Origin of the sequence: Acinetobacter sp. AS5 (assembly GCF_048957595.1) — a bacterium.
In the GTDB taxonomy this organism is placed as follows: domain Bacteria; phylum Pseudomonadota; class Gammaproteobacteria; order Pseudomonadales; family Moraxellaceae; genus Acinetobacter.
In genome coordinates, this window is record NZ_JARDAL010000017.1 from 63723 (window position 1) to 80449 (window position 16727).

Annotated in this window: 11 protein-coding genes, 1 tRNA gene, 1 rRNA gene and 1 pseudogene; 5 read left to right on the forward strand and 9 right to left on the reverse strand. The window is 45.7% G+C overall.

Features of this window, described 5'->3' with window-relative positions; genetic code table 11:
- Nucleotides 1-17: 17 nt before the first annotated feature.
- The gene (gene polA / locus PV763_RS07175; RefSeq protein WP_191112225.1) at nucleotides 18-2780 is read right to left on the reverse strand and encodes a DNA polymerase I; all 2763 of its coding nucleotides are present in this window, start codon (nucleotides 2778-2780) and stop codon (nucleotides 18-20) included.
- 161 nt (nucleotides 2781-2941) lie between these two features.
- On the opposite strand from polA, the gene PV763_RS07180 reads away from it, so the two are divergent.
- On the forward strand, nucleotides 2942-5650 hold the full coding sequence (locus PV763_RS07180) for a DUF2339 domain-containing protein (protein ID WP_191112226.1): 2709 nt from the start codon (nucleotides 2942-2944) through the stop codon (nucleotides 5648-5650).
- Between the two features lie 98 nt (nucleotides 5651-5748).
- On the opposite strand, the gene PV763_RS07185 is transcribed toward PV763_RS07180, so the two are convergent.
- On the reverse strand, nucleotides 5749-6672 hold the full coding sequence (locus PV763_RS07185) for a mechanosensitive ion channel family protein (RefSeq protein ID WP_184412616.1): 924 nt from the start codon (nucleotides 6670-6672) through the stop codon (nucleotides 5749-5751).
- Between the two features lie 9 nt (nucleotides 6673-6681).
- Nucleotides 6682-7461, reverse strand: a complete 780-nt coding sequence (locus tag PV763_RS07190) for a hypothetical protein (protein ID WP_191112231.1) — start codon at nucleotides 7459-7461, stop codon at nucleotides 6682-6684.
- 144 nt (nucleotides 7462-7605) lie between these two features.
- On the opposite strand from PV763_RS07190, the gene gspE reads away from it, so the two are divergent.
- The gene (gene gspE / locus PV763_RS07195; RefSeq protein WP_191112227.1) at nucleotides 7606-9093 is read left to right on the forward strand and encodes a type II secretion system ATPase GspE; all 1488 of its coding nucleotides are present in this window, start codon (nucleotides 7606-7608) and stop codon (nucleotides 9091-9093) included.
- A gap of 50 nt (nucleotides 9094-9143) precedes the next feature.
- Here gspE and PV763_RS07200 read toward each other — a convergent pair whose 3' ends face one another.
- Nucleotides 9144-9536 carry a DUF4951 domain-containing protein gene (locus PV763_RS07200; RefSeq protein WP_420937544.1) on the reverse strand — a complete coding sequence of 131 codons (393 nt, stop codon included), beginning with the start codon at nucleotides 9534-9536 and terminating at the stop codon, nucleotides 9144-9146.
- A gap of 190 nt (nucleotides 9537-9726) precedes the next feature.
- Here PV763_RS07200 and PV763_RS07205 point away from each other — a divergent pair.
- Nucleotides 9727-10474 (forward strand): annotated as a pseudogene (locus PV763_RS07205) (IS5 family transposase).
- Nucleotides 10475-10532: 58 nt separating this feature from the next.
- Here the strand turns inward: PV763_RS07205 and PV763_RS07210 are convergent.
- The 5 genes from PV763_RS07210 to PV763_RS07230 all read right to left on the reverse strand — a co-directional run bounded on the left by PV763_RS07210 (nucleotide 10533) and on the right by PV763_RS07230 (nucleotide 14511).
- Nucleotides 10533-10958, reverse strand: a complete 426-nt coding sequence (locus tag PV763_RS07210) for an organic hydroperoxide resistance protein (protein ID WP_005246047.1) — start codon at nucleotides 10956-10958, stop codon at nucleotides 10533-10535.
- Between the two features lie 102 nt (nucleotides 10959-11060).
- Entirely contained in the window at nucleotides 11061-11888 is an 828-nt protein-coding gene (locus tag PV763_RS07215) for a carbon-nitrogen hydrolase family protein (RefSeq protein WP_420937545.1), read from the reverse strand.
- A 20-nt stretch (nucleotides 11889-11908) separates the two neighbouring features.
- Entirely contained in the window at nucleotides 11909-12427 is a 519-nt protein-coding gene (gene gigB / locus PV763_RS07220) for an anti-anti-sigma factor GigB (protein WP_004647542.1), read from the reverse strand.
- Nucleotides 12428-12539: 112 nt separating this feature from the next.
- On the reverse strand, nucleotides 12540-13508 hold the full coding sequence (gigA, locus tag PV763_RS07225; protein WP_004732911.1) for an RsbU family protein phosphatase GigA: 969 nt from the start codon (nucleotides 13506-13508) through the stop codon (nucleotides 12540-12542).
- A gap of 103 nt (nucleotides 13509-13611) precedes the next feature.
- Nucleotides 13612-14511, reverse strand: a complete 900-nt coding sequence (locus PV763_RS07230; RefSeq protein WP_253160905.1) for an MlaA family lipoprotein — start codon at nucleotides 14509-14511, stop codon at nucleotides 13612-13614.
- Between the two features lie 541 nt (nucleotides 14512-15052).
- Here PV763_RS07230 and PV763_RS07235 point away from each other — a divergent pair.
- Nucleotides 15053-16590 (forward strand): 16S ribosomal RNA (locus tag PV763_RS07235).
- 60 nt (nucleotides 16591-16650) lie between these two features.
- Nucleotides 16651-16727, forward strand: a tRNA-Ile gene (locus PV763_RS07240).

Sequence of the window (16727 nt, forward strand, 5' to 3'; positions counted from 1 at the left end):
TGGGGTGAGGAAACCCTTTAATGCGCCTCATCCCAGTTTTTGCCTTTACCCACTTCTACCACCAATGGTACAGAAATCTGCAATACCGATTGCATCACTTCAGCCAGTTTAGGTGCCAGTTCATCGGCAATGTCTTCATCGACTTCAAACACCAGTTCATCGTGAACTTGCAGCAGCATTTTGGCCTGATTTTTCGGCAACATCTTGTCGACTTCAATCATCGCCATTTTAATGATATCCGCAGCTGAACCTTGTAGCGGGGCATTAATCGCAGCACGTTCTGCCGCTTTACGCACCATCATATTACGGGCATCGATATCTGGAGTATATAAACGGCGTCCGAGCAGGGTTTCAACAAAACCCTGTTCTAATGCGACCTGACGGGTACGTTGCATATAGTCATAAATGCCCGGATAACGATGGAAATACTGCTTGATATAATCCTGTGATTCCTGACGGGTAAAGCCCAACTGACGGATCAAACCAAATTCGGACATACCGTAAAGTAGCCCGAAGTTGACGGCCTTGGCTTGACGACGCTGGTCATTGGTCACTTCTTCCAAAGGAATGCCTAGAACTTCAGCTGCGGTACGGCGGTGTACATCCTGACCGTGAATGAATGCATCCAGCAGAGCTTCATCCTGAGATAAATGTGCCATGAGACGCAATTCGATTTGTGAGTAATCGGCTGCCAGCAAAACACGACCTTTCGGTGCCACAAATGCCTTGCGGATTTGACGGCCAATTTCGGCACGAATCGGAATGTTCTGCAGGTTTGGATCAGTCGATGATAAACGGCCAGTTGCAGTCAGTGCCTGATGGTAACTGGTATGCACACGGTGGGTATCAGGATTGGCCTGTTTGCATAAGCCATCGGTATAGGTACTTTTCAGCTTGGACAAACCACGATATTCCAGAATCAGCTGGGCAATCGGATGTTCAATTTTTTCCAGTACACTTTCACTGGTACTGTATTGTCCGGTGGTGGTTTTTTTACCGCCTTTTAGCCCCAACTTTTCAAATAACACTTCACCGACCTGTTTAGGTGAGCTGACATTAAAGCTTTCATCGGCAATTTCCATGATCTGGTTTTCCAGATTGTGCATGGTATTGGAAAATTCGCCCCCAAGCTGATCTAGAAAAGCCAGATCCAGTTCGATGCCGTTTTCTTCCATTTGCGTCAGTACACGTGCGACCGGAACTTCAATATTATGCAGAATATTCACCAGTTCAGGATGTGCCTGTAATTTGCTGCTCAAGACTTCATAAAGACGATAGGTAACATGTGCATCTTCTGCAGCATAATGCGCTGCAGTTTCAAGTGGAATCTGGTTGAAGGTCTTCTGTTTGGCGCCTTTACCGGCCACCTGTTCATAAGTCGTGGTCAGATGACTCAAATACAGACGGGCCACATCATCCATGCCATGACGGGTCGCGACGGAATTCAGGACATAGGAAGCCAGCATGGTGTCGAAATACCAGCCTGCCAGATGAATACCATGATTTTCCAGTACATGTGCATCATATTTCAGATGATGACCAATTTTCTTTACAGACTCATCTTCCAGAATTGGTTTGATCTGCGCCAGAATTACTTCACGATTCAGCTGTTCCGGTGCGCCTTCATAATCATGTGCCAAGGGAACATAGTAGGCATCTTGCGCATCGAAGGCGACCGAGAAACCGACAATCTGTGCAATACGATAATCCAGACTGGTGGTTTCGGTATCAAAGGCAAAACGTTTTTCGGTACTTAAGCGTTCAAACAGTGTGTCCCAATCTTGTTGGTTTAATACCGTGTGATAGGTGGCTTGTCCTAACTGGTCATCACTGCTGGTCACAGACGCATGGTCTTCCAGAGGTTCTGGTGCTGTAACCGCTTTGGCGTTAATAGATTTTGCTGCTTGCTGATAATTTGAATTATTCGGGTTGTTCGGGTGATCTAAGGACTGCAGCTGGTTACGGAATTCCAGCTCGGTGTACAAATGACGTAAGGTCTCGACATTCGGCTCACACAGTTTTAAATCGTCATAACCAAAGTTAAGATCCAGATCGATCACAATACTGGCCAGCTGATGGTCCAGTGCAATGCCATCGACATGTTCTTTAATATTTTGACCGACTTTGCCTTTGATCTTGTCGACATTTTCTAAAATGCCGCCAATCGAGCCATATTCAGTGAGCAGTTTTGCTGCAGTTTTGGCACCTACACCTGGCACGCCCATGATGCCATCTGATGCATCGCCCATCAGGGTCAGATAGTCAATAATCTGATTCGGCCAGACGCCAAACTTTTCAAACACGCCGTCGACATCCAGCGGTTTTTCTTTAAAGCTGTCTTCCAGGGTAACTTTTTCGGTCACCAGTTGCGCCATATCTTTATCGCCCGTAGAGATCAGCACCTGATGTCCCATCGCCTCGGCACGTTTGGCCAGTGTCCCGATAATGTCATCGGCTTCGGCACCCGGCAAGGTATGCAGCGGAATGCCCAAGGCGCGGATCAAGGCATGCAGATAAGGAATCTGTTCGGATAATTCCGTTGGCATGCTGGGACGGTCACCTTTATAAATCGGTGACAGCTCATGCCGGAAGGTCGGTTCGGGGGTATCAAAAATTACCGCCATATGGGTCGGTTGGGTCCGGCGCATCAGTTTTTGAATAGCAGAAATCGCACCACGAATTGCATTGGTATGTAAACCGGTTGACGTGGTTAATGGTGGCAGTGCGTGAAAGGCACGAAATAAAAAGTAAGAGCCATCGACCAAGACAAATGGTGGCATGTAATCAATTCCTTATTCAAAATACAGCGCTATTGTACGTGATTTTTACCGCGCTCGCTGAGACGAGTCTGAGTTTACAGCTTAGCGAATATCGGCCGAAGATGAAATAAGCAGCACAAGCTGTTGTATGATGGAACAATTCAGGAAAGAGAAATATAAGAATGGCTGCAGGACGGAATGAGTTGCGCATGATCTGGCTGATTACCCTGCTGATTGCCGGGATCAGCGCCTGGTATCTGGGTTATCAGATTGTGACTTATCTGTGTGGTTTGGGGTTTATCTTTAGCGTGATGCAATATGTCACTGCGGTAGAAGCACAGCTGAATCAATTGGCCGGACAGCAGCAGATGTCCTTGGAGCAAAACTCTAAAGTTCCTTTATATATTTCTTCAATTACTGCCATTGTTGGTGGACTGGCTGAACTGGATTGGTTGATGGGGATCGGGATTACGGCCTGGGTATTCTTTTTGCTCAGGTGGCTGCAACGTCTGGAAGGGCGCTTGATACAGCTGCAATCACAATCTCTTTCTGCCGATCCCTTACAGCGATCACCGGATCGATCCGATTCTGTTCCATTGGTGAAAACCGAGTCTGCCCAAGAGGTAAACGATTCTCCTCATCTGGTAGATCAACTGCAGCGCTGGCTTTTTCAGGGGAATCCTGTCCTCAAGGTCGCAATCAGTATTTTGGTGATTGGGATTATTTTACTGCTGCGCTTTGCCACCGAGCACTGGCAACTCAGTCTGGCTGCAAAATTGGGCCTGGTTGCACTGGCAAGTGGCTGTGTAACAGGTCTGGGTTATCGCCTGATGCAAAAAAATCGGAGTTTTGCTCTGGCACTAGAAGGACTGGGTTTGGGCAGTCTGTTCCTGACCTTATTTTTTGCCTATTACAATCTGGTGATTCCCACGCTGCCGTTGGCGACTTTGCTATTCCTCATCATTCTGGCCATCACTCTATATTTAAGTCTGAAACAGGAAAGCATCGAACTGGCCTTGATGGCTTTGCTGATTGCTTATCTGGCGCCGTTTACCTTGCCGACCCGCGATGCTTCGGCTGTTGAGCTGATCAGCTATTATCTGCTGATCAATATCGGGGTAGCAGTGCTGAGCAGTTTCCGGCCATGGAAGATTCTCAATCAGATTGCTTTTTTAGTCACTGGGGTCGTTGGCGGGATATATAGCCTGATTCATGGTTATACATATGAGCGTTATGCCATGACTGCGCTGATTCTGGCACATAGTGCACTGTTTATCTGGCTAGGTTTCCGCTTTAGCCAGTTGCTGGCACGACAGGATCTCTCACGTTTTCAGTTAAAACCGGTATTGGACTTAGCGCTGATTTTTGCTGCCCCTATTACCGCTTATATTTTTCTGTATCTGATTCATTTTAATCAGCCCAATCAAAAACTCTGGCAAGCTGGGTTAAGCCTGTTCTTTGCACTGGTCTTTGCCGCTTGCTGGACACTGCTGCACCGTAAGCAAACTATCCAGCTCATTTCGCAGAGCTATCTGAGCCTGATGCTGATTTTTCTCGCCTTGGTGCCACCGATCTTATTGACAGAGCAATGGAGTGTGGTCGGCTGGGCCGTTGAAGGTGTTCTGATTTATTTGTGGGCCTTGGAAAAAAATGTCCGGGTAGCACACTATCTGAGCATGGGCTTATTGCTGATGGCCGGATTCAGCAGCCTGTATTATCTGGTCGAGATTAATCCAACACCGCGAATCATTTTCTGGATTTTGAGTCTGTGCTATGTGGCAGTCGTAGTCATCAGCCAGCTTAAAAAGCAGTACCAGCAGCAGATGGATAGTCTGAGTGTCAGCTTTTTAAGCAGTTTAAGTGTTGCGGCCAGCCTGATGTTATTTGCCTTGCTGGAAGATGAATTTCCGAGTCAGCATGCCTATGTGCTGAGTTTATTTATCATCATACTGGGATATGTACTGTTCAATGAAATGATCCTGCGCAAAAATCAGGAGTGGTCCTGGTTACTGCCGAAGTGGAGCGGCATCTCGCCCTTGCTGGTCATTGCGGCGATTCTGACCCTGGATCGTAGTCAAAATGCGGTGATTGTCTGGAATAGTAGTTTTGAACGTGGAGTTTTTGCCCTTTCTACGATGCTACTAGCCATTTTGTGGCTTAGACCGTTGGCTGGCTTGCAGCTCTCCAAGGAATGGATGAGTTTTGGTGTTTTTAGCAGTCTGGCTCTGGCAAGTTTATGTCTGATCCCGAACATGCCTTATCTGAGCATGGTGATTTTACCTTTATTATTCTGCCTGTGGTGTTATCGACAGGATCCGCAGTCAGGCTGGCAGCAGCTTTGGCAAACCAAGAGCTGTTTATTGCTGATGGCAACTTGGCTGGTTTGTTCACAGTTATTTAGTCAGCAAGCCTTTCAGTATTACTGGCTGCCAATTCTGAATCCTTTTGATCTGATCAGTATCGCCATGTTTGCCAGCTTTATCTGGATGCTGTTACAGCAAATTAAAGTGGGACGTGATAAAGGCATGATCGCAGTTTTAATGGTACTAAGCCTGTTATGGCTTTCCAGTTATATTGTTTTAAGAGCTTTACATGTGTACCTGCAGACGCCGTTTAATGAGCTGGCATTATGGAGCAATGCGACAGTTCAGCTTAGTCTGACCATACTCTGGGTATTGCTGGCCTGGATTACCATGTGGACAGCAACACTCAAAAAACTGAAACCAATGTGGATTTTAGGCGGCAGTATTCTGGTGATTGTGACCTTGAAGCTCGTACTATTTGACCTGTCACATATTGGCACCCTGACACGGGTGATTTCCTTCCTGCTGGCGGGCGGGGTGATGCTGCTGATTGCTTATATTGCGCCGATGCCGGAGAAAACTGATTAATTGAATCCTCTCCCTAACCCTCTCCTTTAAGAAAGGAGAGGCAACATTCTTCACTGATGCAGGTTTTGGTTTCGATGTTACTCTCACCTAAAGTTAATTTATTTTAAATCTGGCTCTCTTTTCATTGCCTTGTCATTGGCGTATTGATCGATCTCTTCATTCTCCAAAGGACGGGAAAGTGGGTGATCGACAAAGCCCATTTTCGGCACCGGAATTTCAATCTGGTTATCGACAAAGCCGTTGCGAATCCGTTCCTGCATTTCATCACGAACTTTCAGGTAGTTTTCCTGTTGGCACCACACAGCAAACAGCAGTTCAATCGAAGATTCACGGAACGCAGTAACGGTGACTGCCGGTTTTGGGTCGGCCAGAACCAGTGGATACTTGTTGGCAACATCCAACAGAACTTCGCGCACCTTGATAATATCTTCATGGAAATTGATCGCCAACGTAATCGGAATCCGCCGTATCGGAAATTTCGACAAGTTCTGCACCGGTGCCCGAATTAGCTGTTCATTCGGTAAACGCACATAGATATTATCTTGGGTCAAAAGTTTAACCGAGAGCAGATCAATCGAAATCACTTCGCCTTCAATGGTATGTCCACGAATCAAGGTAATCTGGATGGTATCACCGACTTCAAAAGAACCTTCACCAATCAGGAACAGGCCACTGATCAGGTTGGATGCTGAGGTTTGCGAAGCAAAACCCAGTGCGACCGTTAAAATTCCGGCAGCGCCAAGGAAGACACTGAGTTTAAAACCAGCCTCTTTCAGACTGGCCATCACAAATAGCAGGAAGATAAAATAGAAAATCCCGCGGCGCCAGACCAGTTTTTGATGGGCATTAAAACGGACACCAATGGTGCGAATAAAGGTATTGGAAATAAAGCGCGCAATCAGGAAACCAATAAAGCACAACACCACCGCCACCAAAACTTCGGTCAAACGATCGGTATTGATATTGGTAAATACTCCCTTCAGGCTATTGGTGACTTCGGTCGGAATATTTGAACTTGGCATCAGACGCCCTTAGAAAAATGAATCAAACATATTAAATAAAGCGCCTGCCGGATCGCGCGGTGGATGCAGATAGGCGACTTCGCCGGCATTCGGCGGCGTGCGGTTTTCCACCCGGATCCGCGGTGGACGATCCGAACTCTCATGCAAGACCCGGATTTGCGAGGTCCATAAGCGGCCGGTACTTTCACTGTAAAAAAGCGGCAGGGCAGGCACTGGCACATTCATTCGGTCAAAGCGCAATTGCTGGTTACTTGTATTGTGAAACTCAATCGGCGTGACTGCACGAAAGGCTCGCGGATGTAACTGTTTCAGTTCGGTTCTGCCATCGACTGCGGTGGCATAGCAGATTTCCCCCGAGCGATGATTGGGTCCAAACCAGGTGTCTTTTGGCAAGATTACCGGCAAATCGAAAATCGGTTCGCGCTGCCCCTCGACAAAACCGGCAATCCATAAGGGCGTGCTGATATAAAGCGTACCGCGCTGTCCGGCAGGAATATAAATCGGATCGACCGGCTTGATCACCACAGAACGATCGGCAAGGCGAGGCATCAGCTGCAGTTTATTTTGTGTGGATTTGAACATATAGCGTTCAATTTTCACGGGCGGTGGAAATGCAAAATTCGGATCATCAATCTGACGCCATTGCTGCTCATAATCGTATTGCACAGAAGGGCGGAAATATTCCAGTCGCCATTCCTGAATCCCTCGGGTTAGCCGAAACAGCAAGGAGCCAAACTGCCAGGCTTTAGACTGATTTATTTCAAAATTCTGTTCTCCCCACCAGCGCATTTTCGCTGTATTCGGGATTAATTCATCTTTATCTTGCGGCAATCTTGGCACCCTTTCTTGCTAAATCTTTGAAAACATACTTCACGCTGTCATATGCTTAGAGTACACTCAATTTAAATTTTTTCATCATTATTATAATCCGCGATGCAAGTACTTAAACAATTACAAATCCCATATAGCTTCGCCAAGCGCCATGGTGTGCTGTTGCGTTATGAGGGAGATCAGGCCTTTATTCTGCGTCGTGACAATACCTCGATGCTTGCATTGCAGGAAGCTCGCCGTCTGCTCGGTTATCCGGCTCATTTTCAACTCTGTAGCGAACAGGAATTTAACCAGTTACTCAGTTCCAGTTTTGCCGGCGATAGCGGCGAATCGCAGCAGGTGGCTGCCGGTCTGGAAGATCATCCTGATTTACTCAGTCTGGCTGATTCGGTTCCGGAAGCTGAAGACCTGATGGACCAGGAAGATGATGCGCCGATTGTCCGTCTGATCAATGCACTTTTGTCCGAGGCAATTCGTGTCGGGGCTTCCGATATTCATATTGAATCTTTTGAGAAAAAACTGTCGGTGCGTTTACGGGTCGATGGCCAGTTACGCGAAATTGTCCAGCCACGCCGTGAACTGGCCCCGCTTCTGGTTTCACGTATTAAAGTCATGGCCAAACTGGATATTGCCGAAAAACGTATCCCACAAGATGGCCGTATTTCCTTGCGCCTGGCGGGGCGTGAAGTTGATGTCCGTGTATCAACTTTGCCCTCTTCTTATGGTGAACGTGTGGTGATGCGTCTGCTGGACAAGCAGGCTGGCCGTTTGAATATGACACACTTGGGTCTGATGAATAATGACTATGATCGACTCAAGACCTTAGTGCATCGCCCGCACGGGATTATTCTGGTGACTGGCCCGACCGGTTCGGGTAAAACCACCACTTTATATGCGGCGCTTTCAGACCTGAATGATGGTTCCAAGAATATCCTCACGGCTGAAGATCCGATTGAATATCAGCTGGAAGGTATTGGACAAACGCAGGTCAATACCAAAGTGGATATGACCTTTGCCCGTGCATTAAAAGCCATGTTACGTCAGGACCCGGATGTGGTCATGGTCGGTGAGATTCGTGATCTGGAAACCGCAGAAATTGCGGTACAGGCATCCCTAACTGGACATCTGGTGTTATCCACCTTGCACACCAATACCGCGATTGGTGCGGTTACACGTCTGAAAGATATGGGGATCGAGCCATTTTTGCTGTCCAGCTCTTTAATCGGGGTAATTGCCCAACGTCTGGTGCGTACCTTGTGTCCACATTGCGCGACCTGGCATGAAGCAGATGCTTTCGAAAAGAATCTATTTGGCAATATTGAGCATCCCCAAGATTTAAGATTACCGCAACCTCAAGGCTGTGAACGCTGTGGCAATACGGGCTTTAGTGGTCGTACCGCGATTTATGAAATTGTGTCAGTCGATGATCATATGCGCCGTTTGATTCATGGCAATGCGGCTGAATATGAAATCGAAAGCTATGCACGTCAGCAGTCAGGTTCCATTCGTGATGATGGTCTGCGTAAAGTACTGGCCGGAAAAACCATGATTGAAGAAGTATTGCGAGTGACCAACGAAGCGGCGGAGTAATCTTTTAATCTATTACTTTTATTATAAGGATCGTCAGGACTTTTGGATATTTACCAGAGACTGGCGATTTTTTTCATGAGTTGTGCACGAAAAGGTGCAGTCGGATTGCCCGGATTGCGCAAAGTTTCATTTTCATAAAATGTCTGCCAGGCTTGTACCATCGCTAAACTCAATCCTGCCTGTTTCATTGTTTTAACATCTGCTCGATTGATATTAAGAAAACGAGCTTCGGCATCTTTAAGGCCAGCGCCCCAACCAATAATCCCTTTACCAAATTCAGGCAGAATCATATTTTTAGGTGTTGCAGGAATGGGCAGGCGTTCAATTTCGGTATTAACCAGAGATTTTATATGCGGACGGGTTTTTTCTGAGAGATAGAGATCTGCAAAAGAGACAGTAGCAACAGTGAGTAAGAGACAACTTAACAGAACAGGCTTTAACATTAATAATATAAATCAGATCATTGTAAATAAGAATCATTATATATATGTTCTTGGATTTTTGCTGTTGTTTTGAAAAGGAAGCTGGCTGTTTAGGGAAAGTGAGGCGACTAAAAGTTGAAATTTATAATTGAAGTCTAGGGCCTGTCATCAATTAGCTTGAGAAAATCTGATCTGTCCTCATTATTTTTTCATGACTAAACGCTATGCATTAAGAGATGATCAGTGGGAACAGATTAAGGATCTGTTGCCCGGACGAGCGAGTACTGTTGGAGTAACTGCGAAAGACAACAGGCTATTTGTTGAAGCAGTATTGTATCGGTATCGTTCAGGTATTCCGTGGCGAGACTTACCAGAACGCTTTGGGGATTTTAGAGTTGTGCACACTCGCTTTAGCCGTTGGGCTAAAACAGGCGTGTGGCAGAGAATTTTTGAAGTGCTGTCACATGACTGTGACAATGAATATGTCATGCTAGACTCAACCATTGTGCGTGCTCATCAACACAGTGCCGGGAAAAAAAGAACAGGCGATCGGACGCAGTAAAGGTGGCTTAAGTACCAAAATTCATGCCCGTACTGATGCTTTAGGCAATCCAACAGGATTTTATCTCACTGCCGGGCAGGCTCATGACTTAAATGGTGCGGATATGCTGCTGGACTTATCGTTAAGTCAGACTTGGCTCATGGATAAAGCCTACAATTCCAGGGATCGGGTGATTGATCCAATTCATAAGATCAATGGTCAGATCGTGATGCCATCCAAAAGTAACACAATTGATCAGCGTGATTATGACCAACACCTTTATAAGGCAAGGCATCTGATCGAGAACTTCTTCGCTAAGCTCAAGCAGTATCGAGGTATTGCCACACGCTATGATAAATTGGCTCAAAATTTCCTGTCAGCGATCTATCTTGCCTCAACAATAATCTGGCTTAATTGATGACACGCCCTAGCTATCCTGAAGCTATTTTTTTCAGGATAGCAGTTAAATCAAAATCTTAAGTAATCACATTTAAGTTCACATCAATATTATTGCGGGTCGCATTCGAGTATGGGCAGACGATATGCGCAGCATCGACCAGTTTTTGCGCTTCTTCCTGATCCATGCCTTCAAGATGGATGTTTAATGTCACTTCGATCCCGAACCCGGTAGGAATCGGACCAATCCCAACATCACCTTCAATATAGGCATCTTTACTGATATTGAGCTTGTCACGATTGGCAACAAATTTCATTGCACCCAAGAAACAGGCGGAATAACCTGCGGCAAAGAGCTGTTCAGGATTGGTTCCACCGCCTGGTCCCCCCATTTCTTTAGGTACGGCCAATTGGACGTCCAGAATCTGATCGTCAGAAATGGCGCGGCCATCACGGCCCCCTGTGGCTTTGGCATGTGCGGTATAGACGGCTTTTTCTAATGACATGAGTTAAATCCCTGTTTATTTTTCGTAGAGCTTCTATGCTCGGTGATTTCACCTGAAGAATAAGCAGGGATTTTGTTATTTTATGCAAGCAAATGAAACGATTCAGGAAAGTTGAAGAAGTCTACGGTGTTGCATTAAAGGCATGGATTCACGCACTTTTTGCTGTTCATTTAAATCAAAGTCGACGGAAATGAGTTGAGCACCCTCTGCATGGATCATATTGAGAAGTTGTCCACGGCTATTGATGGCGGCTGCGTGTCCCCAAGTCTGACGTTTTTCACCATGCCAGCCTTGTTGAGCTGCACCAAGCACCGAGCATTGGCTATCTAGAGCACGTGTTTGCAAAAGGAGCTGCCAGTGCATTTCACCTGTGGTATAGGTAAAAGCAGAAGGAGCGGTCAAGAGGTTTGCACCTTTAGCCCGTAGATTTAACGCCAGTTCCGGAAAGCGCAGGTCATAACAGACCATCAAACCAATATTACCAAAAGGGGTTTTGGCTACGATAACATCTGTGCCGGGCTCAAAGAACTTGGATTCCTGATAACCGCCTACAGCATCACCGACTTGCACATCAAACAAGTGAATTTTGTCATAACGCGCTTCAGTGCGTTCCGGGCTGATACACAGGCTAACGGTACGCACCCGGCCATCTTCAATGATTGAACCATCCGGACGATAAGGGCAGGGTAATGTACCAGCGACGATCCAGGTGTCATATTGATGGGCAAGTTGTTCCAGACGCTGCTGAATCACTTCAAATTGTGCAGCAGTTTCACGCTGTTTTCCTGCGGCAAAACAGACAAAGTTTTCCGGGAAAACAATCAGTTCAGCTCCATTGGCCTTACTTTGTTGAATTAAAGATTCAATCTCCACGAAATTGGCATCAATTTCATTTTGAGAATTCATTTGTACAACAGAAAGTAAAGTCATAGGGTCCTCTTATAAGATGGTTATACCTTTTGCTCGGAAATTTTATCTAAATTGTCTTGCTCTTTCTGTAGCTGTTTGACTAAAGGTTCAAACATGTTCTGATTGCTTTGATTCAGTTTCATCAAGGTTTTATGCGCATCCAGAACCGTATTCAGCATATTTTGATGCGTGACATGTTCTTCCATCAGCGCACGTGTGCAGACATTTGGATCACCACAATAATTCAGAATCACAAACACTTGGCTCAATCCCATACTGTTGGCCAAAGTGGTAATGTCAGAATTGGTAGAAAGCATGACAGCCTGAATATTGTGTACTTGCTTGAGTTTGAGTCCTAGTTTCGCTAAAACACCCAGTACGGTACTGTCAATGAAACTGGTTTCGGTGAGATCAACGATAGCGCCAACTACGTTGTCTTGCTGTTCAATTTTGTTCAGTAATTTGTCTAGACTAATACAAGATTGGGCACGCACTTCGCCGATAAGCTTAAAAATATGCGTTCCATTCAGACTTGCATATTCAACATGACCTGTTGACATATAAATGCCATTTGCAGAGAAGGATATTAAATTATCCCATAGGGTGTATTGATACTCAAGTGGCTGAAAGTAGTAATCAAATTAAGTGCTTATAAAGCCTGTAAATATACTGCTAATTTACGCGGATAAAGCTTAAAAAGGCGATATCGTCAGCCACATGTTCCGGAGCCTGAAAAGATTGATTCTGCAAATGGTGTAATAATTGCGAGAATTGTTCATTTAAACCACCATCAAAAGGTTCCAGTGCGCCATCCGAACAGATAATAAAGCGCGCATTGCGACTTAATACCCATTCATTTTCCTCAACTTCAAGATCTTCGGTTAAGCCCAAAGGGAAACTGCTGGAAGAGAGGATTTTAGGTTCTTGATTGGGTTCAAATATAATTGGTGGTGGATAATGTCCGGCGCTGGACCATTTTAATACATGGGTTTCCAGATTAAGAATCCCGGCAATCATGGTGATGTGCTTTTCAATATTTTCCTGCATCAGCATGCCGTTCAGCTTCTTGATCAGCTCGCGCGGCGTCTTGGAGCGACCATGGAAAGCAGCCATCCAGGACGTGAGCAAACTACTGGTGACGCCATGTCCGGATACATCGGCCAAATAGAAAATCACTTCTTTGTCGCTGATTTTCCAATAATCATACCAATCCCCTGAAAGATAGGCTGAAGGCTGAAAATAGGTTTCGACCTCGTAATTGGTCAGTTCAATAGGATTCGGTAACAATTTTTTTTGTAGTTCTGCAGCAGAAGGAAGGTCACGGCTATCCTGGTTACGCTTATATTGTGCATCAATTTTTTGTAATGCCAGATCTGGATTCTCGGGAAGCTTGTTCCAGATCCAGCCGGCTAAAGCACCTTGTTCCCAGGCCTGAGCCAAAGCAGTACCTTCATTTTCTAAGGCCAGTACAATCGTAGGTAGATTCCACTTATATTTCAGATAATCATGTACATCTGCAATCGCAATAATCGTAGAGTCATACAGTTCATGATCATCCAGATAGATCATCTGAACATGCGGAAGCGTATCAAGTACTTGATCTAAGTAAGGAATATCACGAGTCGGTTGAATGAAATACATAAAAAAGTGATTCAATCCCAGGATTGGTTATAAGATGTACTATAACAAGCAAAGTATTGCTAGCGAACAGATTTTCACTAGCAATCATACATGAAGCTTAAACTTAAAGATCTTCGTTTGAAGATTCAATGTTGCTATCACTAGAAGGTGCATCATCAGAATTCTCATCTTCAAAATCATCTTCTAGGAACAGCGTATCTTGTTCTGTACCTTTCTTTTCTGCAATTGCATAATTGGTACGTTGCAAATAAATATCGCGAATCTGCGCATAGCGATCGCCAGTCAGCACCCCTTCAACGTCCAGTATTTCTGAACGGGTATCAATGGCACGCCAAAACTGATCAGTCCAGTAAAGTCCATCTTCATCTTCGAGAATGTATTTTTGTGGACGGGCCTGACTATCTACAGCAGTACCGATCACCCCACGGACAGAACTTGGACCTAAAAATGGCAACATGATATAAGGGCCAGAAGGCACCCCATAATACCCTAAAGTAATTCCAAATTTTTCCTCTTCATGGCTCAAGCCAAGGCGACGTGCTGGATCAGCCAGTCCTAAAGTCGTTAAGGTATTAATAGTAAAACGACCTAGAGATTTAGCAGCGCGGGCAGGACGACCTTGAATCAGCTGATTCACCACATTCCAAGGTTCACCCAGGTTACTGCGGAATTGGGTATAGCTGCCACGAACATCTTGAGGAACTTTTTCCACATATTGTACAGCTATGGGGCGTACCACGGTGCGGTCAATCGCATCATTAAACTGATAGATCTTTCTATTTAAGGGCTGAAAAGGATCTTTAACTTCTTCTGCCTGTGCTGCACTGGCATCAACTTTCAGTTGCGTTTGTAATTGTTGAGCTTTGGTTGATATCTTTGTTCTAAGCGGCGTTTTTGCAGGCTCGTTTTCCAGATTTTCCACACCGGTGGCCACCTCAGCGAAAACATGTGCGCTTGAAGCTAAAGAAAATAAGCATATAGATAAGTAAATAGAACGATGCATAAGGTAACCTGAGGCCTTTTCTGTGTAAGTAGCACTACTTATTAGTATGAAAATAATAAACGTTATATTCACGAATAGACATCATTTAAGCAAATTTGTATAAAAAATGAATGAAAACACACGAAAAGCTTAAAAAATATACATACAAAATGATTTTCTTGAAAAAGGTGTTGCAAGCCTTCTGAAATGCTGTAGAATGCACATCCATCGGCGGTGATGAAGATTAAAACTTCTGATAAAACAGTGACTTAGTTAAGTTTGATTGAGTTAGGTTTTAGAAAGAAATTTTAAAAATAGTTTTCATTACTGGTTGACTTTCTAGAGATAGAGAGTAATATAGCCGACCTAGCTTGCTGGTGACGAATTAGCAAGAAGATCATTAAGAGATTATGAAGAACAACTTGTGTGGATTTTTACTGGTTGATCGATCGAAATTATTTTCATTGATTGATGGTAGAAATTACTCGAAGTTTATTTGAGAAATATTTGTCAGAAAATTGATGAGCCAAGATTGGCACCCTTTAAGGTGCTACATAGTATTAAACTGAAGAGTTTGATCATGGCTCAGATTGAACGCTGGCGGCAGGCTTAACACATGCAAGTCGAGCGGGGAAATGTAGCTTGCTACATTACCTAGCGGCGGACGGGTGAGTAATGCTTAGGAATCTGCCTATTAGTGGGGGACAACATCTCGAAAGGGATGCTAATACCGCATACGTCCTACGGGAGAAAGCAGGGGACCTTCGGGCCTTGCGCTAATAGATGAGCCTAAGTCGGATTAGCTAGTTGGTGGGGTAAAGGCCTACCAAGGCGACGATCTGTAGCGGGTCTGAGAGGATGATCCGCCACACTGGGACTGAGACACGGCCCAGACTCCTACGGGAGGCAGCAGTGGGGAATATTGGACAATGGGGGGAACCCTGATCCAGCCATGCCGCGTGTGTGAAGAAGGCCTTTTGGTTGTAAAGCACTTTAAGCGAGGAGGAGGCTACCGAGATTAATACTCTTGGATAGTGGACGTTACTCGCAGAATAAGCACCGGCTAACTCTGTGCCAGCAGCCGCGGTAATACAGAGGGTGCAAGCGTTAATCGGATTTACTGGGCGTAAAGCGCGCGTAGGTGGCCAATTAAGTCAAATGTGAAATCCCCGAGCTTAACTTGGGAATTGCATTCGATACTGGTTGGCTAGAGTATGGGAGAGGATGGTAGAATTCCAGGTGTAGCGGTGAAATGCGTAGAGATCTGGAGGAATACCGATGGCGAAGGCAGCCATCTGGCCTAATACTGACACTGAGGTGCGAAAGCATGGGGAGCAAACAGGATTAGATACCCTGGTAGTCCATGCCGTAAACGATGTCTACTAGCCGTTGGGGTCTTTGAGACTTTAGTGGCGCAGCTAACGCGATAAGTAGACCGCCTGGGGAGTACGGTCGCAAGACTAAAACTCAAATGAATTGACGGGGGCCCGCACAAGCGGTGGAGCATGTGGTTTAATTCGATGCAACGCGAAGAACCTTACCTGGTCTTGACATAGTAAGAACTTTCCAGAGATGGATTGGTGCCTTCGGGAACTTACATACAGGTGCTGCATGGCTGTCGTCAGCTCGTGTCGTGAGATGTTGGGTTAAGTCCCGCAACGAGCGCAACCCTTTTCCTTATTTGCCAGCGGGTTAAGCCGGGAACTTTAAGGATACTGCCAGTGACAAACTGGAGGAAGGCGGGGACGACGTCAAGTCATCATGGCCCTTACGACCAGGGCTACACACGTGCTACAATGGTCGGTACAAAGGGTTGCTACCTCGCGAGAGGATGCTAATCTCAAAAAGCCGATCGTAGTCCGGATTGGAGTCTGCAACTCGACTCCATGAAGTCGGAATCGCTAGTAATCGCGGATCAGAATGCCGCGGTGAATACGTTCCCGGGCCTTGTACACACCGCCCGTCACACCATGGGAGTTTGTTGCACCAGAAGTAGGTAGTCTAACCTTAGGGGGGACGCTTACCACGGTGTGGCAGATGACTGGGGTGAAGTCGTAACAAGGTAGCCGTAGGGGAACCTGCGGCTGGATCACCTCCTTAACGAAAGATTGACGATTGGTAAGAATCCACAACAAGTTGTTCTTCATACGATGTATCTGAGGGTCTGTAGCTCAGTTGGTTAGAGCACACGCTTGATAAGCGTGGGGTCACAAGTTCAAGTCTTGTCAGACCCACCA